The 24,374-nt window shown below is 58.6% G+C and carries 26 protein-coding genes; 20 read left to right on the top strand and 6 right to left on the bottom strand.

The features are described 5' to 3' along the window. The first annotated feature begins 3 nt into the window (after positions 1–3). Positions 4–459 (top strand): methylated-DNA--[protein]-cysteine S-methyltransferase, encoded by a 456-nt coding sequence (locus ACR0M2_RS08250; RefSeq protein ID WP_480704567.1) that lies wholly within the window; start codon positions 4–6, stop codon positions 457–459. 75 nt (positions 460–534) lie between these two features. Beyond that, complete coding sequence (locus ACR0M2_RS08245) at positions 535–1,002, top strand: hypothetical protein (RefSeq protein ID WP_170362413.1); 468 nt, start codon at positions 535–537, stop codon at positions 1,000–1,002. Here the strand turns inward: ACR0M2_RS08245 and ACR0M2_RS08240 are convergent. The 4 genes from ACR0M2_RS08240 to fsa all read right to left on the bottom strand — a co-directional run bounded on the left by ACR0M2_RS08240 (position 987) and on the right by fsa (position 4,260). After that, positions 987–1,700 carry a CDP-alcohol phosphatidyltransferase family protein gene (locus ACR0M2_RS08240; RefSeq protein WP_480704566.1) on the bottom strand — a complete coding sequence of 238 codons (714 nt, stop codon included), beginning with the start codon at positions 1,698–1,700 and terminating at the stop codon, positions 987–989. The two genes, ACR0M2_RS08245 and ACR0M2_RS08240, sit on opposite strands and share 16 nt — an antisense overlap. Before the next feature lie 83 nt (positions 1,701–1,783). After that, complete coding sequence (locus ACR0M2_RS08235; RefSeq protein WP_480704564.1) at positions 1,784–2,704, bottom strand: tyrosine recombinase XerC; 921 nt, start codon at positions 2,702–2,704, stop codon at positions 1,784–1,786. Further along, positions 2,701–3,408, bottom strand: coding sequence for a DUF484 family protein (locus tag ACR0M2_RS08230; protein WP_170351721.1), 708 nt, complete (start codon positions 3,406–3,408; stop codon positions 2,701–2,703). Before ACR0M2_RS08230 ends, ACR0M2_RS08235 begins: the two co-directional genes overlap by 4 nt. 198 nt (positions 3,409–3,606) lie before the next feature. Continuing rightward, positions 3,607–4,260 (bottom strand): fructose-6-phosphate aldolase, encoded by a 654-nt coding sequence (gene fsa / locus ACR0M2_RS08225; protein WP_170351720.1) that lies wholly within the window; start codon positions 4,258–4,260, stop codon positions 3,607–3,609. A 90-nt stretch (positions 4,261–4,350) separates the two neighbouring features. Here fsa and ACR0M2_RS08220 point away from each other — a divergent pair, with 90 nt between their 5' ends. From ACR0M2_RS08220 to ACR0M2_RS08205, 4 genes are all read left to right on the top strand, one after another. Then, a complete protein-coding gene (locus tag ACR0M2_RS08220) occupies positions 4,351–6,546 on the top strand; it encodes a primosomal protein N' (protein WP_480704562.1) in 2,196 nt (731 codons plus the stop codon). A 78-nt stretch (positions 6,547–6,624) separates the two neighbouring features. Beyond that, entirely contained in the window at positions 6,625–7,857 is a 1,233-nt protein-coding gene (locus ACR0M2_RS08215; RefSeq protein ID WP_170379052.1) for an MFS transporter, read from the top strand. A gap of 66 nt (positions 7,858–7,923) precedes the next feature. Then, a complete protein-coding gene (locus ACR0M2_RS08210) occupies positions 7,924–8,802 on the top strand; it encodes a 50S ribosomal protein L11 methyltransferase (RefSeq protein WP_480704560.1) in 879 nt (292 codons plus the stop codon). A gap of 98 nt (positions 8,803–8,900) precedes the next feature. Beyond that, positions 8,901–9,245, top strand: a complete 345-nt coding sequence (locus ACR0M2_RS08205) for a hypothetical protein (protein WP_170351716.1) — start codon at positions 8,901–8,903, stop codon at positions 9,243–9,245. 100 nt (positions 9,246–9,345) lie between these two features. Here ACR0M2_RS08205 and ACR0M2_RS08200 read toward each other — a convergent pair whose 3' ends face one another. After that, positions 9,346–9,558 carry a DUF1127 domain-containing protein gene (locus tag ACR0M2_RS08200; RefSeq protein ID WP_170351715.1) on the bottom strand — a complete coding sequence of 71 codons (213 nt, stop codon included), beginning with the start codon at positions 9,556–9,558 and terminating at the stop codon, positions 9,346–9,348. 329 nt (positions 9,559–9,887) lie between these two features. Here ACR0M2_RS08200 and ruvC point away from each other — a divergent pair, with 329 nt between their 5' ends. From ruvC to ACR0M2_RS08180, 4 genes are all read left to right on the top strand, one after another. Then, positions 9,888–10,385 carry a crossover junction endodeoxyribonuclease RuvC gene (gene ruvC, locus ACR0M2_RS08195; protein WP_170351714.1) on the top strand — a complete coding sequence of 166 codons (498 nt, stop codon included), beginning with the start codon at positions 9,888–9,890 and terminating at the stop codon, positions 10,383–10,385. Then, positions 10,382–11,059, top strand: a complete 678-nt coding sequence (gene ruvA / locus ACR0M2_RS08190) for a Holliday junction branch migration protein RuvA (RefSeq protein WP_170351713.1) — start codon at positions 10,382–10,384, stop codon at positions 11,057–11,059. The genes ruvC and ruvA overlap by 4 nt, the downstream gene beginning before the upstream one ends. A gap of 4 nt (positions 11,060–11,063) precedes the next feature. Beyond that, a complete protein-coding gene (gene ruvB, locus ACR0M2_RS08185) occupies positions 11,064–12,083 on the top strand; it encodes a Holliday junction branch migration DNA helicase RuvB (protein ID WP_058283170.1) in 1,020 nt (339 codons plus the stop codon). A gap of 62 nt (positions 12,084–12,145) precedes the next feature. Beyond that, positions 12,146–12,769 (top strand): hypothetical protein, encoded by a 624-nt coding sequence (locus ACR0M2_RS08180; RefSeq protein ID WP_480704558.1) that lies wholly within the window; start codon positions 12,146–12,148, stop codon positions 12,767–12,769. Positions 12,770–12,772: 3 nt separating this feature from the next. Here the strand turns inward: ACR0M2_RS08180 and ACR0M2_RS08175 are convergent, their stop codons facing one another. Next, positions 12,773–14,479 (bottom strand): SulP family inorganic anion transporter, encoded by a 1,707-nt coding sequence (locus tag ACR0M2_RS08175; protein WP_480704556.1) that lies wholly within the window; start codon positions 14,477–14,479, stop codon positions 12,773–12,775. A 180-nt stretch (positions 14,480–14,659) separates the two neighbouring features. Here ACR0M2_RS08175 and ybgC point away from each other — a divergent pair, with 180 nt between their 5' ends. The 10 genes from ybgC to ACR0M2_RS08125 all read left to right on the top strand — a co-directional run bounded on the left by ybgC (position 14,660) and on the right by ACR0M2_RS08125 (position 24,124). Continuing rightward, a complete protein-coding gene (gene ybgC, locus ACR0M2_RS08170) occupies positions 14,660–15,055 on the top strand; it encodes a tol-pal system-associated acyl-CoA thioesterase (protein WP_170351710.1) in 396 nt (131 codons plus the stop codon). Positions 15,056–15,164: 109 nt separating this feature from the next. Beyond that, positions 15,165–15,860, top strand: a complete 696-nt coding sequence (gene tolQ, locus ACR0M2_RS08165; RefSeq protein WP_170351709.1) for a protein TolQ — start codon at positions 15,165–15,167, stop codon at positions 15,858–15,860. A 2-nt stretch (positions 15,861–15,862) separates the two neighbouring features. Then, positions 15,863–16,339: a protein TolR gene (tolR, locus tag ACR0M2_RS08160; RefSeq protein WP_170351708.1), complete on the top strand. Its 477-nt coding sequence runs from the start codon at positions 15,863–15,865 to the stop codon at positions 16,337–16,339. 9 nt (positions 16,340–16,348) lie between these two features. Further along, the gene (locus ACR0M2_RS08155) at positions 16,349–17,449 is read left to right on the top strand and encodes an energy transducer TonB (protein ID WP_480690871.1); all 1,101 of its coding nucleotides are present in this window, start codon (positions 16,349–16,351) and stop codon (positions 17,447–17,449) included. Further along, positions 17,446–18,765, top strand: a complete 1,320-nt coding sequence (gene tolB, locus ACR0M2_RS08150) for a Tol-Pal system beta propeller repeat protein TolB (protein ID WP_170351706.1) — start codon at positions 17,446–17,448, stop codon at positions 18,763–18,765. Before ACR0M2_RS08155 ends, tolB begins: the two co-directional genes overlap by 4 nt. Positions 18,766–18,853: 88 nt before the next feature. Continuing rightward, positions 18,854–19,363 (top strand): peptidoglycan-associated lipoprotein Pal, encoded by a 510-nt coding sequence (gene pal, locus ACR0M2_RS08145; RefSeq protein WP_480704554.1) that lies wholly within the window; start codon positions 18,854–18,856, stop codon positions 19,361–19,363. A 4-nt stretch (positions 19,364–19,367) separates the two neighbouring features. Beyond that, a complete protein-coding gene (gene ybgF / locus ACR0M2_RS08140) occupies positions 19,368–20,198 on the top strand; it encodes a tol-pal system protein YbgF (RefSeq protein ID WP_480690869.1) in 831 nt (276 codons plus the stop codon). Beyond that, complete coding sequence (tilS, locus tag ACR0M2_RS08135; protein ID WP_480704552.1) at positions 20,195–21,448, top strand: tRNA lysidine(34) synthetase TilS; 1,254 nt, start codon at positions 20,195–20,197, stop codon at positions 21,446–21,448. The genes ybgF and tilS overlap by 4 nt, the downstream gene beginning before the upstream one ends. Before the next feature lie 76 nt (positions 21,449–21,524). After that, positions 21,525–23,441: an ATP-dependent zinc metalloprotease FtsH gene (gene ftsH / locus ACR0M2_RS08130; RefSeq protein WP_170362401.1), complete on the top strand. Its 1,917-nt coding sequence runs from the start codon at positions 21,525–21,527 to the stop codon at positions 23,439–23,441. Positions 23,442–23,545: 104 nt separating this feature from the next. Further along, a complete protein-coding gene (locus ACR0M2_RS08125; RefSeq protein ID WP_425081403.1) occupies positions 23,546–24,124 on the top strand; it encodes an MOSC domain-containing protein in 579 nt (192 codons plus the stop codon). Positions 24,125–24,374 lie beyond the last annotated feature (250 nt).

Raw genomic sequence — 24,374 nt, 5'->3', positions numbered from 1 at the left:
GTCATGCCTATGATTGCTGTAGATACCCAGTTTGGTCGCCTTGGAATTGAAGAGACAGATGGTGCGATCACACGCGTTGTTTGGGACGGTGAAGACGACCAACCAGACTCCGCTTTGTTGCAAGAAGCAGCCGCACAGATGGAAGCCTATGATGCTGGGCAGTTAGAGCAGTTTGATCTTCCATATTTCGTCGCCGGATCAGCCTTTCAAAAGCAGATTTGCGACGTGATGTATGCCATCCCGTTCGGCGAAACTCGAACGTATGGTGACATTGCCAAAGAAGTTGGACAGCCCCCACAACCTGTTGGGCAGGCCTGTGGCGGTAACCCCATCCCTGTGATCATCCCCTGCCACAGGGTTCTGTCGGCCAGCGGTCTGGGTGGGTTCTCGGCCAAGGGTGGGGTAGAGACCAAGGTTGCCCTGCTGCGCCATGAACGGGCAGCGGGCCTGCTGATCTGATCACGGAAATCTGTTGCAATCCGGCTGGTTGAGGCTCAACTTGTATCAGATAGAGAATTCAAGGGATCGCATTGCATGACTGCCTCAACAGACCCGGCCGTCCGAAAAAAGGCCATCATTGATAAACTGATGTCATTGGAAGCACAGGAATTGGCGACGGCACAGGCCCATTACGACGCTTTCCTGAAGGATTCTCAGCTGGATGACCGGGAAGGGCATGACAAGGACGACATCGCGGCCTCGCGCGAGAACGCGGATCTGGCGGCGGCTTTTGATGCCCCAGTGCATGCCCATCACGCCAAGATTGATGTGATTGAAAACACCGATTTCAGTATCACCGATAGGGTGCAGCCCGGGGCCGTCGTCAAGTTCAACAATCGCCGCTTCGTGGTCTGCGTTTCGACCACGCGGTTCGATGTGGACGGCAAAACCTATATGGGCATCTCAACACAAAGCCCGATTTATCTGGCCATGGTTGGCCTGCAAGAGGGTGACGTGTTCACCCACAATGGGACCGAGTTTGAGGTTCAGGAAGTCTTGTAGTTTGCGCTCTTGCGCTGTGGAATGATCTGCTGCGCAATTCCTGCGAACACCAGGTACAGGCTAGTAATCACCAAACCCCAATGCGCCCAGCTTTCGGGGTGAAAATCGACCCAGGCCGCCCAACCTGCAAAGAATGTCCAGGCAAACGCCATCGGCAGCGACACTGTGCGCCAGCGCTCGGTCCGGACTGGGTGGATGAATTTCAGCGGCAGGAACATCGCCAGCGACAGCAGCGACACAAGCAGCAGGATGACCCAGAAATTGGGCTCTAGCGCGAAGATGACAATCACGAACATGTTCCAGCAACCCGGGAAGCCGGAAAAGGAGTTGTCCTTTGTTTTCATCCGTGTGTCGGCAAAATACATCGCGCTGGCAAAGGTGATAACGATAATGGCGAACCAACCCGTCCAGCCGTCCATCAAACCGGATTTGAACAGCGCGAAGGCCGGGATGAACACATAGGTCAGATAGTCGATGATCAGATCCAACAGCACCCCGTCAAATTCGGGTGCGTTCTTTTTGACGTGGTAGTGCCGTGCCAGTGGGCCGTCGATGCCGTCCACGATGAACGAGACCACCAGCCATAGATACATCAGGCTCCATTTTTCTTCGACGGCCGCCAACATGGCCAGCATTGCGAAAACAGCACCTGTGGCAGTGAACAGATGGACGGAAAGGGCTTTGAATCTAAGAGTCATGGAGGGTTCATGTACGATGCATTCGGCAGATGCAAACCAAAAGCAAGTTTAGAGTGAGTACCCAACGTTACGATGTAGAGACATCACGCTTTGGGATGGGCGCGGTTGTAGACCTCCATCAACCGCGCTGTATCCACAGCAGTGTATGTCTGTGTGGTTGACAGCGATGCGTGTCCAAGCAATTCCTGAATGGCGCGCAGGTCTCCTCCGGCGGACAGCAAGTGTGTGGCAAAGCTGTGCCGCAGGGCATGCGGCGTGGCGGTTGCCGGCAGGCCGAGTTGCATTCGCGCCTTGGCCATTACCCCCTGTATCGCGCGTGGATTCAGTGGGCCGCCGCGCACGCCACGAAACAGTGCTTTGTCCTTGGCCTGCAGGTGCGGACAAAGTCGCAGGTAGTGGTCCACCGCTGCGCGGGCCGCGGGCAGAACCGGGACGATTCTCTCTTTGTCGCCTTTACCGATGATGCGCAGGGTCTCCGGCAGGGGGGCATCTGCGCTGGTCAGTGAGAGCGCCTCGGAAATGCGCAGGCCGCAGCCATAGAGCAGCGTGACCACCGCCACGTCACGGGCCGAGACCCAATCGCTTGTCGATTGCAGCTCGACCGTTTCGATCATGGCGCGGGCGGCGTCTTCAGCCAGTGGCCGGGGCAGTTTCTTGGTAAACTTTGGCGCGCGGGTCGACAGCACGGCCGTGGGTTCAAACCCCTCACGTTCGGACAGCCAGCGATAAAAGCTTTTGACGGCCGAAAGTTTGCGGGCCAGCGAGCGTGCGCCCACGCCAGACGCGCGTTGATCGGCCATCCAGGCGCGCATGTCGGATACCGTGATCCGCGCCAACGCCGCCAGACCCTGCCGCTCGCTGTGGTGCAGGGTCATGAAGGACAGGAAATCTGTAATATCGCCGCGATAAGCGGTCTGCGTATTCTCAGACCGTCCGGCCAACGCCCCCAGACTGTCCAGCCAATGCTGTAACGCATCGCGACAAGCCGGAGAGATCAGGCTCATGACAACCAGTGGCGCATTGATCGTTCGAACACACTGGCAAAAAACGACAGCAGATCGGTGCCCAGTTGCGGGGTGAAATGGTTGGCGTCTTTGGATCCCATGACAATCATGCCGGGCAAGCGCCCATCGCCTAAATTCAATTTCAGACAGGCCTCGGACCTGAACTGATTGGCCGTAGCCCCAAAAATCCGGGGATTTGGGTTTGGAACCTGACGCAGAACAACCTCGCGTGCGGGGCCGCCGCGGTCTTGGCTGAGATAGGCGTTGATCGCGCCTGGTTCGACCACGGTCAGCACGCCGCCCAGTTTTTCGATTGCCTGATCTTCCTGCATCACTGTTGTTTCCAGAACCAACGTAATGTGATCGACGCGCAGAATCTCGGCCACGTCGCTGCCTAACGCGCGCAGAAAATCTTCGAACTCGACCGGTTCCAGCAGGCGCAGGATGGCGCGGTGTACCTGATTGGTGCCAGCGAGATTCTCATAGGCCGCTGCGATGACCGAACGGTGCGTGTCCTCAAGCCGGTCCAGCCGCGCCTCAAGCCGTTGCATGGCGATGCCGCGCAGGTCGATGACATTGTCACCGCGCGCCTGTTCGTTGGCGGCGACCAGCGCCTGCATCAGATCTTTGTCGTCCAGCACAGCGTCCGGTTCAGCCAGAATCGCGGCGCGGAGATTATCCTTGAGTTTGGTGTTGCTGCTCATGTCCCGTCCGGTCTTTTTTTGTTGAGCGGCTTATAACACGGGTTGGTGCATTTGCCTTGGAAAAAATACAGGCAAAAGTAGAATTAAACTTGGGCTGTGTCGGAAAAGCGCCCGCCTGCAATGCCCTGATCAAAAGATCAGATTCTGCAGTTGGGCCGGGCGCGACGCCTGACGGCGCCGCGCGGGTGCGTTACAGGATCAGAGGATTTTCTGACCGGTCTTGGCCCAATCAGCCAGAAAGGTTTCAAGACCCTTGTCCGTCAGCGGGTGATCCGCCAGCTTTTTGATCACGGCGGGTGGTGCGGTGATCACGTCTGCACCGATGCGGGCGCTATCTGTCACGTGGTTCACGGTACGGATCGAAGCCGCCAGAATCTCGGTCTCGTACCCATAATTGTCATAGACCTGACGGATATCGGCAATCAGGTCCATGCCGTCGAGGTTGATGTCATCCAGACGGCCAATAAAGGGCGAGATGAATGTTGCACCCGCCTTGGCAGCCAGAATCGCCTGATTGGTTGAGAAGCACAGGGTCACGTTAACCATCTGGCCTTCGTCGGTCAGCGTTTTACAGGCCTTCAGGCCGGCCCATGTCAGCGGTACTTTGACAGCGATATTCGGCGCGATCTTGGCCAGCTTGCGCCCTTCGGCGATCATATCGTCGGCTTCGGTCGCAACCACTTCGGCGGACACGGGGCCGTCGACCAGATCGCAGATCTCTTTGGTCACTTCCAGAATGTCGCGGCCCGATTTCAGGATCAGCGAGGGGTTGGTGGTTACGCCGTCCACCATGCCCAGATCGTTCAGTTCGGCGATGGCGTCGATCTCGGCGGTGTCTACGAAGAATTTCATGAGGGCAGTCCTTTGATGGGTTGGCCTTGGTCGCGGATGCCTTTACCTCAAAGAGACCCATGCTGAAACCCCCTGGCCCAAGGATATGCATTGAGCACTCAGGAGTATTTCGACCAAGGTGAGCTGGTGGCGGTGCTGACGGCACAGCCGCTGGACCGGACGCTGGATTACAAGGCGCCCGAGGGCGGGTGTTTTCTGGGCGCGTTTGTCGAGGTGCCGCTGGGCCCGCGCAAGGTTCTAGGCGTGGTGTGGGGGCCAGGGCAGGGCGGCTTTGATCTAAGCAAGGCCCGATCGGTGATCCGCGTGCTTGAGGTTGCGCCGATGCGCGAAGAGATGCGCGTGTTTCTGGGGCGCGTGGCTGACTACACGCTGACGCCGATGCCATCAATGCTGCGGTTGGCGACGCGCGCGCCGGGACTGGGTGATCCACCGTCAATGCGCAAGATTTACCGCCTTGGACAAGGTGAGCCAGATCGAATTACCGACGCACGGACCCGCGTTCTGGAGGTTCTGCGGGACTATGGCGGGTTGGCATTTACGCTGAAGGAATTGGCGGAACAGGCTGGTGTGACATCGTCAGTTGTCAAAGGCTTGGTGAAACAGGGTGCCGTGCGCGAGGAGGACAGCCCGCGCGATTTGCCCTATCCAAATTTGGATCCGAATCTGCCGGGCAAGACCCTGACCGAGGATCAGGCGGCAGCGGTTGCTAAGTTGCAGACCGGTCAGCGAACCGGCGACTATGGCACAACACTGCTGAAGGGGGTGACCGGCTCAGGCAAGACCGAGGTCTATCTGGAAGCTGTGGCCGAGGCGTTGCGGATGGGTCGGCAGGCGCTGGTGTTGCTGCCTGAGATTGCCCTTACCGCCGAATTCCTGACGCGGGTTGAGGCGCGGTTTGGCGCGCGCCCGGCCGAGTGGCACTCGGGTGCGACAATGACCGAACGCCGCCGGGTTTGGCGGATGGTCGGGCAGGGTGACGCGCAACTGGTCGTGGGCGCGCGTTCGGCGTTGTTCCTGCCGTTTCGGGATTTGGGTTTGGTTGTGGTCGATGAAGAACACGACACCTCGTACAAACAGGAAGACGGCGTGCATTACAGCGCCCGTGACATGGCGGTTCTGCGGTCGGCCATTTGCGGTGCGCGGGTAATTCTGGCCAGCGCCACGCCGTCGCTGGAAAGCTGGGCCAATGCGGAGGCGGGCAAGTATGAGCGGCTCGACCTGACATCGCGGTTTGGGGCGGCAGTACTGCCCGAGATGAAGCCGATCGACATGCGGGCCGAGCAGATGCAGCCGGGCACGTGGATTTCTTTAAGCTTGCGGCAGGCCGTGCGGCAGCGGATCGAAAGGGGCGAGCAGTCGCTTTTGTTCATCAACCGCCGCGGTTATGCGCCGGTGACGTTGTGTCGGGCATGCGGCGAACAGATTGCCTGCGATCACTGTGATGCGCGGATGGTTGAACACCGGTTTCTCAAGCGTCTGATGTGCCATCAATGTGGTGAGACCAAACCGATGCCTGACGCCTGCCCCTCGTGCGGTGTCGAAGGCAAGCTGGCCCCTGTCGGGCCTGGGATCGAACGGTTGGCAGAAGAGGCCGAGGCGACATTCCCCGAAGCTAAGATCGCGATGCTCAGCTCTGATCTGTTCGGATCGGCGCGGGCGTTGAAGGCCAAGATCGAGGAGATCGCCGAGGGGGATGCCGACCTCATTATCGGCACGCAGCTGGTGGCCAAGGGACATAACTTTCCCAAACTGACCTTGGTGGGAGTTATTGATGCCGATCTCAGCCTGCATGGCGCCGACCTGCGCGCCGCCGAACGCACGTTCCAGTTGATGCGACAAGTCGCAGGTCGGGCTGGGCGCGCGGACAAGCCGGGGCAGGCGTTGTTACAGACGTTTCAGCCAGAACATCCGGTGATCCGCGCCATTCTTTCGGGTGACGAGGAAGGTTTCTGGAAGGCCGAGGCCGCAGGGCGGCAGGCGGCTGGCGTGCCGCCTTACGGGCGCATGGCCGGGATCGTTTTGTCCGGGCCCGAGGTCGGCCCTGTCTTTGACATCGGCAATACCATGGCCCGAAACGATGCACCGCTGCGCGAGATCGGGGCGCAGGTGTTCGGCCCGGCCCCCGCGCCCATCGCGCGTATCCGGGGCAGACACCGTGTACGCCTGCTGGTCAAAGCCCCGAAAGGTGCGCCTATTCAAGACGCTATCGCCCGTTGGATCGCCCCATTGCGCCTGAAAGGCGACATCCGACTGACTGTTGATATCGACCCGCAAAGTTTCTACTGACTCTGCGTTGGCGCAGGGCTGCTGTGCATAGGTAACTTCCCCCTCGTCAAATCCCAAAAATGGGCGTAGAGGGGTCTCATGCTGAAACCCATGCCCCTTGCTGAGGCACAGAGCCTTCCGTTCTGGCGCCGCCCGGTGACGCTCTTGTTCGTAATGGCGTTGACCATGCCCATTGCCTTCAACGCGTGGAGCGCGCTGTTGAACAACTTCGTGATCGAGGTTGCCAATTTCGACGGTGCAGATATCGGCCTGTTGCACACGGTTCGTGAGATTCCTGGCTTTCTTGCCATCGGCGTGATCGCGGTGATCATCTTTATCCGCGAACAAGTGCTGGCGATGATCTCGCTGATGATGCTGGGTGTGGCAACGGCGGTGACGGCTTGGTTCCCAAGTTTGGGCGGGCTGCTGTTCGTTACCCTGTTCAGCTCGATAGGCTTTCACTACTACGAAACCGTCAACCAATCGCTGCAACTGCAATGGTTGCCTAAGGACCGCGCACCGCAGGTACTGGGTTGGCTGGTTGCAATGGGCTCGGCAGCTACGGCGGTTGTGTATGGTTTGATCGTGCTGACCTGGGAACGGTTCGATCTGTCCTATAACTTCGTGTTTATGGCGGCAGGTGGAGCAACGGCCCTGCTGGCGCTGTTTTGCTTGTTCGCTTTCCCACAGTTTGATGCGCCTACGCCGCAGACCAAGAAACTGGTCCTGCGTCGCCGGTACTGGCTGTATTATGCCTTGCAGTTCATGGCTGGCGCTCGGCGGCAGATTTTCGTCGTCTTCGCAGGCTTTATGATGGTCGAGAAGTTCGGATTTGAAGTGCATGAACTGACCAGCCTCTATCTGATCAATCTGATGATCAACATGATGGCCGCCCCGTTGCTGGGCAAGGCGGTGGCACGGTTCGGTGAACGGCGTACGCTGATCTTTGAATATGCCGGTCTGGCCATCGTGTTCGCTGCATATGGCGGCATCTACTGGTTTGGCTGGGGCGTCATACTGGCCGCAACCCTCTATGTGATCGACCACGTTTTGTTTGCGTTGGCTTTGGCGCTGAAGACCTATTTCCAGAAGATCGCCGATCCGGCCGATATCGCGCCCACGGCGGCTGTGGCCTTTACCATCAACCACATCGCGGCAGTGTTCCTGCCTGCGTTGCTGGGCCTACTTTGGGTGGCCTCGCCTGGAGCGGTCTTTGCACTGGCCGCCGCGATGGCGATGGTGTCGCTGGGCTTATCGCTGCTGATCCCGCGCCATCCTGAGGCTGGCAACGAAACCATCCTGTCGAAATACGTCCCGGCCCCAGCAGAATAAGTGCAACTGCTTGACCTTGGCGGGCCCACGCCCTAGGCGCTGTTTCAACTGAGACAGGAGGCCCCCATGCCCACATTCACTGCGCTTACCACTCTGACCGGCAGGAAAGCCGCCGAAGGTTTGGGCGAAGCGATGGAGCGGCTAGACCCGGAACCCACGGGCGTTGGCGTGTTCGAGGTCGAGGACGGCTCGGGCCTGTGGGAAGTTGGCGGTTATTTCACCGAAGCCCCCGATGACACCGCATTGGCCGTTCTGGCCGCGGCCTTCGAGGCCAAGCCGTTTGTGGTTTCGGAACTGCCCGAAACCGATTGGGTTGCCCATGTGCGCCGCGAACTCGCCCCGGTCGAGGCAGGGCGGTTCTTCGTCTATGGCAGCCACGATGCCGATAAGCTGCCCGAAGGGCGCATCCCGCTATTGATTGAGGCCGCGATGGCCTTTGGCACCGGTCACCATGGCACGACCTTGGGTTGCCTCAAGGCGCTGGATTTCCTGCTGGACGATGAATTCACGGCATCCAAAGTTGCCGATATCGGCTGCGGGACTGCCGTTTTGGCCATGGCCGCCGCGCGGGTTTGGGACGGTGATATCATCGCCAGCGACATAGATCAGGTTGCGGTAGATGTGGCCGAAGCCAATCTGAAAGCCAACGATATGGCCGGTAGGGTTCAATGCATTGAAGCCGCTGGATTCGATCACCCGGATCTGCAGTCGCACGCCCCTTACGACCTGATTTTTGCCAATATTCTCAAAGGTCCATTGGTTGCCTTGTCCCCCGAAATCGGAGCGAATCTGCGGGCCGGAGGATATGCAGTTCTTTCGGGAATCCTCAATGAGCAGGCCGATGATGTGATCTCGGTTTATCTACAAAACGGGTTCAATTTGACTAAAAGAGATGAGATTGGTGAATGGACAACGCTAATCTTAAGCAAACAGGGCGTAATTTAGACCATTTTCAGGAGTTTCATGGATTCTTGCCTCTTTTTTGTCGCAATCTGTAACTACCGTCAGGACGTGGTTACGGGGGCGGTTTATTGGAGGCTGCCATGACGGGAAAACAACTGGAATTTGGTCAGCGCGTTCATCGCCTGAACAAGAAACACGCCAAGCTCAGCCGGGGCTATCGCGCCACGATGCGCAAAGATGGCCTGGTGGTGATGAAACCGCAGCGAGTCAAATCTGCGGTTCCGGCTAAGCTGCTTTTGATCTGTCTTGCTGGGCTGTTTGCATTCAAGACCTTTTTGCTAACCAGCCTTGGCGCTTCGGCCTATCAATATCGCGTTGATAGTCTGGCGCAGGGTACGTCGGTTGAACAGGCCGGCGCCTGGGTCATGCAGATTGACCCCGTGTCAGAGTTTTTGGCGACGAATATCAATAGCCTCATTCGCTGAATTCGGTCAGCTTTGAAAAGAAACGCCGCGCATCGTGAAATGCGCGGCGTTCTTTTGTGCCCCTAAGGGAGGAAAGGGGCGAATGAGTGATGGTTGCGTCTTACCGACGACCTTCCACCACGACGTCAATATCGCCGCGGCACAGGCCGATATCTTCCAGCTCGCGATCAGTCAGACCGCTCAGCGTGTTGCGGGTTACACGGGCGTCATTCCATTCTGCGACGGCGTTTACGACCGATGCGAAAGTTGCGCCGATACGGCCGACGAGGCCGAATGAGCCAGTGGTGGCGCGGGTGGTGTCCAATGCGGCCATATCCTGTTTCCTTCTGGTTGGTGTTACAGTTTTGATACTAAGCGGGCATCTAGTGACGTGGATTTGGCCGCGCAAGAGCAGAAATTGCATGTGTCCTATGCAATTTTTGCAAGGGTGGTTCTTTCTAAAAAAGCCTTAATTTATTAGCCATTTAACGGTCATGAAACGTGTCGAATTCAGGCATTTCGCTGTCGCAAACAGGCCGCGCTGTCGCGGGTGGGTTAGGTGTGTCGTTTTCAGACTTCGTGTCAATTCGCTTGGAAAATGTTCATGCTTCGTGCTAATCGGAAACAAAGATCACAAAAAACCCGAGCAGGCCGAGGCACGACATGCGAATTCTGGGCATTGATCCGGGGCTAAGGACCCTGGGATGGGGCGTCATCGAATCACATGGCAGCCGTCTGACCCATGTTGCCAACGGTTTGTGCAAGTCGGACGGGGATGATCTGGGTGAGCGGTTGTTGTCACTGCACAATCAGATCGTCGAGGTCATCGCCGAGCATCAACCTGATCAGGCAGCTATCGAACAGACCTTCGTCAACAAAGACGGGGCCGGAACGCTAAAGCTGGGTCAGGCGCGCGGAGTGGCCTTGCTGACACTGGCGCAGGCCGGATTGCCGGTGGGGGAATATGCACCCAACCGGGTCAAGAAAACGGTTGTGGGTGTCGGTCATGCCGAAAAAGAGCAGGTACTTCACATGGTCAAACTACAGCTGCCTGGGTGTCAGCCCAAAGGGGCGGATGCGGCGGATGCGCTGGCGATTGCCATCTGTCATTCGTATTACGGCACAGCGCCACAGGCGCGCATGAAAGAGGTGCGGGCATGATTGGGAAACTGACGGGGCGGCTAGATTATCGCGCGGCGGATCACGTGCTGATCGACGTGCGCGGCGTGGGTTACCTCGTCTATTGCTCGGATCGGACGATGGCGGCGCTGCCGGGGGTGGGTGAGGCTGTCTCGATCTACACCGACATGGTGGTGCGCGAAGACCTGATGCAGCTTTATGGTTTTCTGTCATTGGTCGAAAAGGAATGGCACCGGCTGCTGTGCTCGGTGCAGGGGGTTGGGGCCAAGGTTTCTTTGGCTATCCTTTCGGCATTGGGCCCCGATGGGGTCAGCCGTGCAATTGCTCTGGGCGACTGGGGCGCGGTTAAGGCGGCCAAGGGTGTCGGACCAAAGACCGCGCAGCGCATTGTGCTGGACCTCAAGGACAAGGCGCCGGGTGTGATGGCCATGGGCGGAACCGTGACCGAGGCAATGGACGGCCCAGAGCTAGAGGTTGTCGAACTGGCGGAACCGGCACCCGCGCCAAAGCGAGCGGTTAAGCAGGCTTCGGGGGCTGCGGCGGCCTCGGCAGGGGCGTTGTCGGCGCTGTCAAATCTGGGGTATGGGCCGTCTGACGCGGCATCCGCCGTGGCCGAAGCGGCAGCCAACCTGCCTGACGCGGGTGAGGCTGATCTGATCCGAGCAGCGCTGAAACTGCTTGCTCCGAAGGGGTGATTGAATGGTAGATGCAGACCCCACCCTGCGGCCCGAGCCGATGCCCGAGGATAATGACCGCGCCCTGCGTCCGCAGGGTCTGGACGAATTCATCGGTCAGGCCGAGGCACGCGCCAATCTGCGTATCTTCATCCAATCCGCCCGTCAGCGGGGCGAGGCAATGGATCACACGTTGTTTCACGGCCCTCCGGGGCTGGGGAAAACCACTCTGGCGCAGATTATGGCGCGTGAGTTGGGGGTGAATTTCCGCATGACCTCGGGGCCGGTTCTGGCCAAGGCGGGGGATCTGGCGGCGATCCTGACCAATCTTGAATCGCGGGACGTGCTGTTTATCGACGAAATTCACCGTCTGAACCCTGCGGTCGAAGAAGTGCTGTATCCGGCGATGGAGGATTTCGAACTGGATCTGGTGATCGGCGAAGGCCCTGCCGCCCGGACCGTTCGGATTGAATTGCAGCCCTTTACGCTGGTCGGAGCGACCACGCGGATGGGTCTGCTGACCACGCCGCTGCGCGACCGCTTCGGGATACCGACCCGGCTGCAGTTTTATACGGTCGACGAGTTACATGAGATTGTCACCCGCAACGCCCGAAAACTGGGGGCACCTGCGGATGATGACGGCGCGCGCGAGATTGCGCGACGTTCGCGCGGAACACCGCGGATTGCTGGGCGGCTGCTGCGGCGAGTTGTCGATTTCGCCATTGTCGAAGGCGACGGCCGGATCACGCGCGAACTGGCAGACGGGGCCTTGACGCGGCTGGGCGTGGATCATCTGGGGCTGGATGGCGCAGACCGGCGCTATCTGAAGCTGATTGCCGAGAATTACGCAGGTGGTCCAGTGGGGATTGAGACCCTGTCGGCGGCGCTGTCGGAAAGCCGCGACTCGCTGGAAGAGGTGATCGAGCCCTTCTTGTTGCAACAGGGTCTAATCCAACGCACCCCGCGCGGCCGGATGTTGGCGCAAAAGGCATGGACGCATCTGGGCATGGCCGCACCGAAGGGACAGAGCGATCTGTTTGGTTGAAGTACGCACCATTAGATTTTATGCCACCGGCGGCCGTATTTGATTCAGAAAAGGGGCAAGGCGTGACACCCGATCAGATCGAGGCGCTGTTTACGCGCGAAAGTGGTGAGTTTCTGTTTGCCCGTTGGGGGCGCCCCATCGTGCCGATTGTCTTTGGTGTTGAGGATGAAACACTGGCAACCGTCAAAGGCGCGGTCGAGGCCGTGGTGGCATTGGCTGGGCACAAGATGGCCGATACGGATCCGGAACTTGGCGCCAATTGCATGGTGTTCTTTTTCCGAGACTGGCAAGAGCTGCTGGAGGTTCCCGATCTGGATCGGCTGATCCCCGATCTGGCACCCCTGGTGGATCGTCTGATGGCTGCGGATGCCAACCAGTACCGGATTTTCCGCTTTGAAGAGGACGGAGCGATCCGCGCGGCTTTTGTATTTCTGAGAATGGACAAGGAACTGTCCAAGGTTCCGGCGGAAACACTGGCGCTTAGCCAGGTGGTGCAGACCATCTTGCTGTGGTCGGACACCGCATTTCGGACCCAATCCCCATTGGCTGTTGCCGGGGAAACAACCGTTCTGCGACCCGAAATCGCCGAGGTGATCCGCGCGGCCTATGACCCGATCCTGCCCGGGGCTGCGCAGGATGCGTCACACGCGCTGAGGCTGTTTGCGCGGCTACAAGCGCCGCAATAAAGCCTAGGCAGGTGATTTGCTCTGGTGCTGAAACGCCTGAATTAGATCGCTGCCGGTGTCAAAGTATGCGTCAGGCCCGACCAGATCGGTGACACCGTAGCGGTCCAGTTCTTTGCGGACATCCGGTTCGACCAGCAGAAAAACCAGTCGAATGTTCTTGGACTGCAGCAAGCCGTGGATATTTCGCAATGAGTAACCTGCGGTGAAATCCACATCATCAATGGCAGAAGCTTCGATGCAGAACCACCGCAACTTGGGGTCGGCCCTATTGACGATTGAAGCGACCTCGTCCGACAGCCGTTGCGTGTTGGCGTAATAAATGCTGTGGGAAAAGCGATAGATCACCAGGCCGGGTTTGAACTGATTTGACGTGGTGACGGGACTTACATGCCAGCCGCCATCAGGGCTTTGGGCGATGATCGCGTTCTTAGGGTGGTATCCCCGGCGCGTGTGGTCGATCAGCGACAGAACCATGGCAAAGATGATCCCTTGCTCGACCCCGATCAGAACCACAACACCTGCTGTGGCCACCGCGATCCAGAATTCTGACCGTGCCTGCCGATAAATGGCAGCAAGGCCCTTCAAATCGATTAGCTTTACACCGATCAGGAAGACTACCGCGGACAGCGCGGCATTTGGCAGGAACGCAAGCGGCCCGGTCAGAAACAGGATTACCACCAGAACAATCGCCACCGTCGTCAGTTGTGCGATTTGATTGCGGCCTCCGGCGCTGGCCACCATCTCGGTTTTGGTGGGGCTGCCGTTGACGACGAAAGTGCCAGTAAAGGCCGCGCCGAGATTGGCAAAACCCAACCCGACAAGATCGGTGTTTTCGCTGAACTTGTCCTCGTACCGGGCCGCATAAGCGCGCGAGGTTGCGGCGCTCTGGGCAAGGATCACCACAAAGATCGACAGGGCGGTAGGGGTCAGTTGCTTGAAAAGAGGCCAGTTCCAATCCACATCCGGGATTGAAAGGGCGGGCAGGCCGCCTGGAACCGCGCCCAGCACGGTGACGCCCGCCGCGCTGAACTGGAAAGTCCAACTGCAAAGGATGATGCCCAAAATTGCGATCAGCGGGCCCGGTATTTTGGGCGATAAACTTTTGCACCCAATGACGACGACCAGAACGGACAAGGATACCGCGATCGTTGGCCAGCTTGTCTGGTCATAGTGCTGTATTAAGCCCTGAAGTTTGGCCAGCGTTCCGTGGCCCGACGCCTCGATCCCCAGCATTCCGGGCACCTCTCCCGTGGCCACCTGAATGCCTACGCCAGTCAGAAAGCCAACCAGTACTGTCCGAGATAAGAAATCGGCTAGAAAGCCAAGTCCGATCAGGCGCGCGGCAATCAACAGCACTGCTGCCATCAGCGCCAGCAGAGAGGCCAGCGCCAGATATTCCGAAGATCCTGACACCGCCATACCCGCCAGCGCAGACGCAGTTATGGCCGCCGTGGCGGAATCCGCCCCCACGACAAGATGCCGCGATGATCCGAACAGGGCGAACAGCGCCATCGGTATCAGGATCGTGTACAGTCCCGTCACCACAGGGGTGCCTGCGATTTTGGTGTAGCCCATCACCTCGGGGATCGCGAGACAGGCAAAGGTCAGTCCGGCAAGAACCTCAGTCGGCAGGGACGACCGTTTGATCGGCACGATACCCTGCAGGATGGGCAGTGGGAATTTGCCCTCTTCTCGGTGGGGGGTGGCCATGGGATCCCCTTTAAATTCAAACCTCTATTTGGTCAGCCTAGCCAGCTAGGGGATAAATTTCGATACCAAGTGTTGGGTGACCTGATTTTTTGTAACCTTATAGGGATTGCGCGTTGGCCTGCATCTGTGTGAGGCATGTCCTGCCCCGTTCCAATGATTTCAACAGGATGGAATGCCAGTATGACCGACCCGCAAAAGCACATCTATTCGGTTCGGGTTTATTATGAAGACACCGACATGGGCGGCGTGGTCTATCACGCGAATTACCTGAAATACATCGAGCGCGCCCGGTCGGACTATGTGCGCCGGTTGGGCAATGACCAAAATGCGATGCGCGATGATGGGATCGTTTGGGTCATCCGGCGGATTGAGGCGGATTACCTGGCCCCGGCCAAGTTCGACGATGAGTTGACCATCGAAACTCATTTCATTTCACGCTCGGGCGTTCGGCTTACGATGGGGCAGTTGGTAAAAAGGGGCGAAACCGAGATTTTTCGTGCCACTGTCACCGCCGTTTGCATGAATGCACAGGGCAAACCGGTGCGGCTTCCGGCAGAGATTCGCGCATTGCTGTAACAAATTGCGGCGTTGGTGTGGTTCTGTTGGCTTTTCAGCACCATCTGGGTTAGCGTTTGGCAAAACAAGGCCAAACGAACGGCCAACAGGCAAAACAAAGAGCAGGTTCATGGAAGCTGAAACGCTGGCGCTGGCGCAGGAGATCGATTTCTCCATGTGGGGGCTGTATGCCCGCGCGACCTTTATCGTCAAACTGGTGATGCTGATGCTGATCGGCGCATCTATCTGGTCTTGGGGCATCATCATTCAAAAGCTGATCAACTACCGCGCGGCACGACGTGAGGCCCAGGTGTTTGATGAAAGCTTCTGGTCAGGGAACCCCCTTGATGAGCTGTTCGAACAGATTGGAACGCAGCCTGATGGCAGTTCGGAAAAGATTTTTGCCGCCGGTATGATCGAATGGCGGCGGTCTCATCGCACTGATGGCGGGCTGATCGCCGGGGCCACGGCGCGGATCGACCGATCCATGGACGTTGCCATCGCGAAAGAGGCTGAGACGCTGCAAAAGGGCCTTCCTATTCTGGCGACCGTCGGCTCGACCGCGCCGTTTATTGGTCTGTTTGGAACCGTTTGGGGCATCATGAACGCCTTTATCGAGATTGCCGAGCAACAGAACACAAACCTCGCCGTTGTGGCGCCGGGTATTGCCGAGGCGTTGCTGGCCACGGGTCTCGGCCTGCTGGCGGCGATCCCGGCGGTCATTTTCTACAACAAGCTCAGTGCGGATAGTGACCGGATCGTTGGCGGGTATGAAGCCTTTGCTGACGAGTTCGCCACCATCCTGTCGCGACAATTGGACAGCTAACGATGGGCGCGGCAGTTCAGCAAAACGGTGGTGGGAACGGGCGCAGACGCGGGCGGCGTCGCGGCCGGGCGCAGCCAATGGCCGAAATCAACGTGACGCCGTTTGTGGACGTTATGCTGGTGTTGCTGATCATCTTCATGGTCGCGGCCCCATTGTTGACCGTGGGGGTGCCTGTAGACCTGCCGAAAACGGCGGCCAGTGCCTTGCCCGGCGATAACGAAGAACCACTGACCGTAACACTGACCGCGGATGGACGAGTGCAGATCCAGACGACGGACGTGGTGCGCGAAGAGTTGATTGGCAAACTGCGCGCCATTGCGGCAGAACGCAGCAGTGACCGTGTGTTCCTGCGGGCCGACGGGGCGATTCCTTACGCGCAGGTGATGCAGGTAATGGGTGCGTTGAATGCGGGTGGGTTTTCCAATGTGGGTCTTGTGACCGATAGCGGCGGGCCGGCCCTGGACGAAGGTGGAGAGTGAGGCCGCGCGGTGGATACCGGCACCAAGATCTCGGCTGTTGCCCATGTCGTCTTGATTGGATGGGCTTTTTTCGGCGGTACGTTCCGGTCCGAACCCCTGCCTATGGCTGTGCAGGAGGTGTCGGTGGTCTCGGTTGATCAGTTCGATGCTTTGACCGCACAGCGCACCGCGCCTGAGGTGTCGACACCCGTTGCCCTGCAACCGCCCGAAGTGCCCACCGAAGATGTGACACCGCCCGCACCGGTTGAAGAAGAACAAACCCCACCCGAGGTTGTGACCCCAGCTGAACCCGAGCCCGATCCCGTACCCGAACCGGTCGAGGCCCCGCCAGAACCCGAAGTGGTCGACGAAGCGCCGACACTGGATCAGCCCGAGCCAGTGACCGAAGTGCTGCCCGTGGCTCCGGGCCCCGAGGCGCAGCCGCGCCCCGCTGACAAGGTTGCACCGGAACCCATTGCGCCACCACCGCCCGAGGCGGAACCGGACGAAGTGGAAACGCCCGCTGTGTCGCTGGATGAGGGTGCGGATACCCAGCAGGAACAGCAGGATCAAACCGCTCCGGAAGAGGCCACGGATCAGATCGTGACCGAAGCCGAGGAAACCAAAGAGAACGCTCCGCGTACGTCCCCGCGACCGCAGGTGCGGCCAAACCGACCCGCGCCACCGGCAGATCCGGTAGTGGCAGAACCTGAGGAGCAGGAGTCGACGCCACCAACACAAGTTGACGAAAGCGCCGTTGAAGATGCTTTGGCCGAGGCTTTGCAGGAGAGTAGTGAGCCTTCTGGTCCTCCACTGACAAGCGGTGAGAAAGATGCAATGCGTCTGGCTGTGTCACAGTGTTGGAACGTTGGGTCATTGTCCACGGATGCCTTGCAAACGGTTGTAGTCGTTGGATTTTCATTGACCCGTGAAGGGAAGGTGGAAGGCGGTAGCCTGCGTATGATCGATAGCTCGGGCGGAACAACGGCGTCTGCCAAACAAGCTTACGAAGCCGCCAGACGGGCAATATTGCGCTGTGGTGCCAAAGGTTACGACCTGCCTGCTGACAAATATGCTCAGTGGCAAGATATTGAGATTACATTCAATCCCGAGAGGATGCGGATCAAATGATGAGATTTCTGACCAGCCTATTGCTTGGCCTGACGATTATGACAGCGCCGGTATACGCACAGAGCGGACCGCTGCGTCTGGAACTGGATCAGGGGATCATTGAACCCTTGCCTTTTGCGGTTCCGAATTTTGTGCCTGACGGGCCAGCCGCGGCGCAATATGCCAACGACATCTCTCGAGTCGTTGCCGCCGACCTGACCGGTACGGGGCTGTTCCGCGAAATCTCATCGGACGCATTCATCAGCCGGGTCAGTAGTTTTGATGCGCCGGTCCAGTTTGCCGACTGGAAAGCCATCAATGCCGATGCGCTGGTGACGGGTGCTGTGAACGTCTCGGGCAACCGGCTGACTGTGCGATTCCGGGTGTGGGATGTGTTTTCGGGTCAGGAACTGGGCAACGGTCTGCAATTTGCAGGCACTACCGAAGGGTGGCGGCGCATGGCGCATAAAGTGGCCGATCAGGTTTACAGCCGCATCACGGGAGAAGGCGGATATTTCGACAGCCGCGTGGCCTTTGTTTCGGAAAGCGGGCCCAAGGATCAGCGCCTGAAACGTTTGGCGATCATGGATTATGACGGAGCCAACGTGCAGTACCTGACTGACAGTGCCGCCATCGTCCTGGCCCCGCGCTTTTCGCCGTCGGGCGATCGGTTGCTCTATACCAGTTATGAAACCGGTCAGCCACGCATCTATGTTCTGGACGTCGACCGAGTGAAAAGAACCGAATTGCAGACGCAAGAAGGCACGATGAGCTTTTCCCCACGCTTTTCGCCCGATGGCCGCTCGATTGTTTATTCGCTGATTCAGGGCGGCAATACCGACCTGTGGAAGATGGACCTGGCCTCGGGCCAAAGCGTTCGACTGACGAATACGACGGCTATTGAAACCGCGCCCAGCTATTCCCCGGACGGTTCGCAGATCGTGTTTGAAAGCGACCGCTCGGGCACACCGCAGCTGTATATCATGCCCGCCAATGGGGGTGAGGCAACACGGATCAGCTTTGGTCAAGGCCGCTACGGCACCCCGGTCTGGTCGCCGCGTGGCGATTTGATTGCGTTTACCAAGCAGAACAAGGGCCGTTTTCACATCGGTGTCATGCGTACGGATGGCAGTGAAGAACGACTGCTGACCTCATCCTTCCTTGATGAGGGGCCGACCTGGTCCCCCAATGGCCGCGTCATCATGTTTACCCGCGAAACGCAGGGGGCCAGTGGGCGGGCAACGCTGTATTCGGTGGATATTTCTGGGAGGAACTTGCATCCGGTGCGCACTCCGGATGGCGGCAGCGATCCGTCTTGGGGGCCATTGCAGAATTGATCGGGGCAGGCGGTTGGAAAAGTTCACAAAAATCCTGCACTGTGATACAGAGACGGCAATAAACCGATAAAACAACGAGGCACTTGAAATGAACGTATTGGGCAAAGTTCTGGCTATAGGCGCGCTGAGTGTAATCGCCGCCTGTACCAACAACGATCCATCGGCACTGGGTGGCGGTTTTGGAAATGGCGCAAATGGTGCCATTGCGCCGGGCTCGCCCAGCGATCCGCGCTCGCCCGCCTATTTCCAGCAAACTGTTGGCGACCGGGTATTGTTTGCAGTGGATCAGTCCACACTGACGCCACAGGCGCAAACGGTCTTGCAGGGGCAGGCAGACTGGCTTTTGGCCAACCCGGATTTCGTGGCTACTATCGAGGGTCATGCAGATGAACAAGGCACACGCGAGTATAACCTTGGTCTGGGCGCGAAACGGGCGAATGCGGCCCGCGACTATTTGATCTCGCGCGGGGTGGCAGGGAGCCGCCTGACAACAGTCAGCTACGGCAAGGAACGCCCGATTGAGATTTGCAGCACCGAGGAATGCTATTCCAAGAACCGCCGCGCGGTTACGGTGCTGACCGGTTCAACCTTGGGGTAAAACGATGAGACTTGCAGGATGGGTTCTGGCCGCAGTTATTGCGACAGCCGGTGTGGCACAAGCACAGGATCAGCAGACGCTGGCGGATATCCGTCAGGAATTGACAGTGCTGCACGTGGAGATTCAACGCCTAAAGCGTGAGTTTTCGACGACCGGATCTCCGGCGCCGAACCTGTCTGGCAGTTCCATTCTGGAACGGGTCGACGCGATCGAGGCCGAGTTGCAACGCCTCACGAGCCAGACCGAGCAGCTAAATCAGCGGGTTCAGAACGTCGTGACCGATGGCACCAACCGGATCGGCGACCTGGAGTTCCGTCTGGTCGAACTGGAAGGCGGAGATCTAAGTACGCTTGGCGAAACCTCGACCTTGGGTGGTGATTCAGGAGCTACGGCCGGTTCTGCGGTACCCATTTCACCAACGCCCTCTTCGGTAAGTGAGCAGGGGGAACTGGCGATCGGCGAACAATCAGACTTCGAAGCTGCTGCGCTGGCCCTGTCCGAAGGGGATTTTCAGGCCGCAGCCGACCAGTTCGCGCAGTTCGATTCGTCGTATCCAGGCAGCCCGCTTGCGCCCGAAGCACATTTGAAGCGCGGGCAGGCGCTGGACGGATTGGGCGACACGCGAGAGGCCGCACGGGCGTTCCTGGCCAGCTTTACCGGCGATTCCGAGGGTGCGTTTGCCCCCGAGGCCCTGTTTGAACTGGGTGCCGCGTTGGGGCGTCTGGGACAAACCGAACAGGCTTGTATCACCCTGACAGAGGTTGGCGTGCGGTTCCCGGCCTCGGCCACAGTGTCCGCCGCCACTCAGGAAATGGCTTCGCTGGGCTGTTCTTGACGGGCGAGGCCGAAACACTTCGATCTGAACTCCGCACGCGGCTGCCTGACCGACTGCCGCCACGTTTGGGTATCGCCGTGTCTGGTGGCGGGGATTCGGTGGCGCTGATGCATCTGTTGCATGAAATCGCTCAGGCCGAGCAGGTCGATTTGTTCGCTGCCACCGTGGATCATGGATTGCGCCCCGAATCGGCATCTGAGGCTATTTGCGTGGCCGAACAGGCCGCTGGATTGAATATCCCGCACGAAACGCTGCGGTGGCAGGGGTGGGATGGTACAGGCAATCTGCAGGATCAGGCCCGTCAGGCGCGGTATCGATTGTTGACCGACTGGGCGAACCGGAATGACATATCGGCGATTGCTTTGGGACATACAGCCGATGATCAGGCCGAGACTGTTCTGATGCGGTTGGGCCGGGCGGCCGGTGTGACAGGATTGTCAGGGATGCCTTGGGTGCGGGACCAAAACGGCGTGTCGCTACTGCGCCCGATGTTGGGAATCACTCGGCAAACCCTGCGCGGCTACCTGTCGCGGATCGGCGCAAGTTGGATCGAGGACCCGTCGAATCAGGACTTTAAATTCGACCGGATCAAAGCGCGTGAAGCCCTGACAGGGCTGGAACCGCTGGGGATTTCTGCACAATCGCTGTCGCGCGTGGCCGAAAATCTTGCACAAGCGCGTGAAGCACTGGCGCATTATACGCAGGAATCCGCACGACGAGTTACTGATGTGGATAGCGGGGACATTTGCGTGGACCGCAACGGCTTTGAACTGCTTCCGGCAGAGATTCAACGGCGGCTGGTCATTGGAATCACCGTGTGGATCGCAGGACCGGGCTATCCGCCGCGCGGGGCTGCGGTGGATCAGGCCGTGGCAGCCGTTCGGGATGCAAAGACCCTGACTCTGGCGGGCTGTTTGTTGATCCCACACGGCGATAAAATGTGGTTTTGCAGAGAGCTAAACGCCGTGGCGACAGAAATCACCGCCCCGGAAAAGCTTTGGGATGACCGCTGGGTTCTGTCCGGCCCTCGGGCCGTGGGCGCCGAGGTGCGTGCGCTGGGTGAGACTGGTTTGCCGCAGGTGCCGGAATGGCGCGCATTGGGCAAACCACGTATGGCGCTTTTGGCCTCGCCTGCCGTGTGGAGCGGTGAAAACCTGCTTGCTGCACCCCTAGTTGATTATTCCAACGGTTGGACAGCCGAAATCGCCCCACAAAGGCCCGAGTTTTACTCTTCGCTTTTATCGCATTGAACATGCTTGAATCATCTCTATTTTATAGGTCAAACCGGCAGACCCCCACCTGCCGAAATCTTTTGGGAGATATTCCTTGGGCAACGCTCGTAACATCGCCTTCTGGGTCGTTCTGTTTCTGCTGATCCTTGCACTGTTCAATTTCTTCAGTGGTCAGGGCGGAACGCTTCAGAGCAATGAAAGAACCTATTCCGATTTTGTCAGCGCAGTTGAAAGCGGCGAAGTCAAAAATGTGACGCTGGACGGTGAACAGATTCGCTATTCCACGCAAAGCGGCGCGACCTATGTCACCATCAAACCCGCCGATGCCGAAGTCACCAAGCTGCTGATCGATGAGAACATTCCCGTTCAGGCCGTGAAACAGCAGCAATCCGGGTTTCAGTCCTTCCTGATCACGCTGCTGCCTTTCCTGCTGCTGATCGGTGTCTGGATTTACTTCATGAACCGGATGCAGGGCGGTGGCAAAGGCGGCGCGATGGGCTTTGGCAAGTCCAAGGCCAAGATGCTGACCGAAAAGCATGGTCGCGTGACCTTTGACGATGTTGCGGGCATTGATGAGGCCAAGGAGGAGTTGGAGGAGATCGTGGAATTCCTGCGCAACCCGCAGAAATTCAGCCGTCTGGGCGGTAAGATTCCGAAGGGCGCGCTGCTGGTTGGCCCTCCGGGTACCGGTAAAACGCTGCTGGCCCGTGCCATTGCGGGTGAGGCAGGTGTGCCGTTCTTCACCATCTCGGGGTCCGACTTTGTCGAGATGTTCGTTGGTGTCGGTGCATCCCGTGTCCGCGACATGTTCGAACAGGCCAAGAAGAACGCGCCCTGTATTGTCTTCATCGACGAGATCGACGCCGTGGGTCGCCATCGTGGTGCCGGTTATGGCGGTGGTAATGACGAACGCGAACAGACCCTCAACCAGTTGCTGGTCGAGATGGACGGGTTTGAGGCCAACGAAGGCGTGATCATTCTGGCAGCCACCAACCGTAAGGACGTTCTGGACCCTGCGCTGCTGCGTCCGGGCCGGTTCGACCGTAACGTGACTGTCGGCAACCCCGACATCAAAGGCCGCGAAAAGATTCTGGGCGTTCACGCACGCAAGACGCCTCTGGGCCCCGATGTCGATCTGCGCATCATCGCGCGTGGTACGCCGGGCTTCTCGGGTGCGGATTTGGCGAACCTCGTGAACGAGGCCGCGCTGATGGCCGCGCGCGTGGGCCGTCGCTTTGTCACCATGGAAGATTTTGAGAATGCCAAGGACAAGGTGATGATGGGGGCTGAGCGTCGCTCTATGGTGCTGACCCAGGATCAGAAAGAAAAGACCGCCTATCACGAGGCCGGTCACGCCGTTGTCGGCCTGACTCTGCCGCTGTGTGATCCGGTCTATAAGGCGACGATCATTCCGCGCGGTGGTGCGCTGGGCATGGTTGTTTCGCTGCCGGAAATGGATCGCCTGAACTATCACCGTGACGAATGTGAGCAGAAGCTGGCCATGACCATGGCGGGTAAGGCCGCCGAGGTGATCAAGTACGGCGAAGACCACGTTTCGAACGGTCCTGCCGGTGACATCATGCAGGCCAGCCAACTGGCGCGCGCCATGGTGATGCGCTGGGGAATGTCGGATAAGGTCGGCAATATCGACTATGCCGAGGCGCATGATGGATACTCTGGCAATACCGCCGGGTTCTCGGTTTCGGCCCATACCAAAGAGCTGATCGAGGAAGAGGTGAAGCGTCTGATCCAGCAGGGTTACGAGCGCGCCCACCAGATTCTGACCGAACAGAACGAGGAATGGGAGCGTCTGGCACAGGGTCTTCTGGAATATGAGACGCTGACCGGGGACGAGATCAAGCGCGTCATGAACGGTGAATCGCCCAGCGAGGGTGATGATGATGGTGACAATCCCGACGAGGGCAGCGCGCCCAGCGTGACGGCGATTCCCAAGACAAAGGTCAAGAAGTCTCCGCCCGATGGTGGGATGGAGCCGGAACCTTCAGCTTAAGTACATCAGACCCGGGCATTGTCCCGGGTTTTTTTGCTTCACTTCACAGTCGGGATACGTACGGTGCGAAGAGCCGTTGTCAGGAATTTGGAGCGAGGCCCCACATGCCGGTGATGCGAAAAACCGAGTATTCGGCGCAGGTTGTCTGGTTGGGGCATGTCCCGTCAGGTGGCTCGCTGCGCGCCCGTCCGGTCGATCGGTTGGATCTTGATTTTACCGGGGAAACAGGCGCACGTCACGCAGGGGTCAATCGCGCCTCATGTATGCGTATGAAGAACCTGTACCCCGAAGATACTGAAATTCGAAATGTGCGTCAGTTGACGATTCTGTCGTCCGAAGAACTGGACGATATCGCAAGTGAAATGGGGCTGGAAACGCTCGACCCCACCTATTTGGGGGCGTCGATCGTGCTAAAGGGAATACCGGATTTTACCCATATTCCGCCCTCATCGCGGCTGCAGGCCCCCGATGGGCTTACGATGACCGTTGATATGGAGAACCGCCCTTGCATTTATCCAGGGAAAGAAATCGAATCTGACATTCCAGGCTATGGCAAGACGTTCAAAACCGCTGCCAGGGGCCGTCGTGGCGTCACGGCCTGGATCGAACGTCCGGGAACGTTGAAGCGGAACGACTCCGTCTCGCTTTTTGTGCCGGATCAGCGCGCGTGGGAACCCTTATAAGCCTCGGAATGTTGCGCTTACAGCGCCAGAACTGGGTCAACGCCGTTTCACGCCATGATTATGTCGGAATTCATATCCATTGCGATTGTACACGACGGTATGGATTGATCAGCACCGACCTATTGCGTCGGCACGCACGGCATTCAATCAGGGACCCTGCCCAATGAGCTACAAATCCGACATCGAAATCGCCCGTGAGGCGAACAAGAAGCCGATTCAGGAAATCGGTGCGAAAATTGGCATCTCCAGT

It is taken from the genome of Ruegeria sp. BE10 (assembly GCF_056538905.1).
Note: the sequence above shows the minus strand (reverse complement) of the source record. Positions and strands in the feature narration are given on the sequence as shown.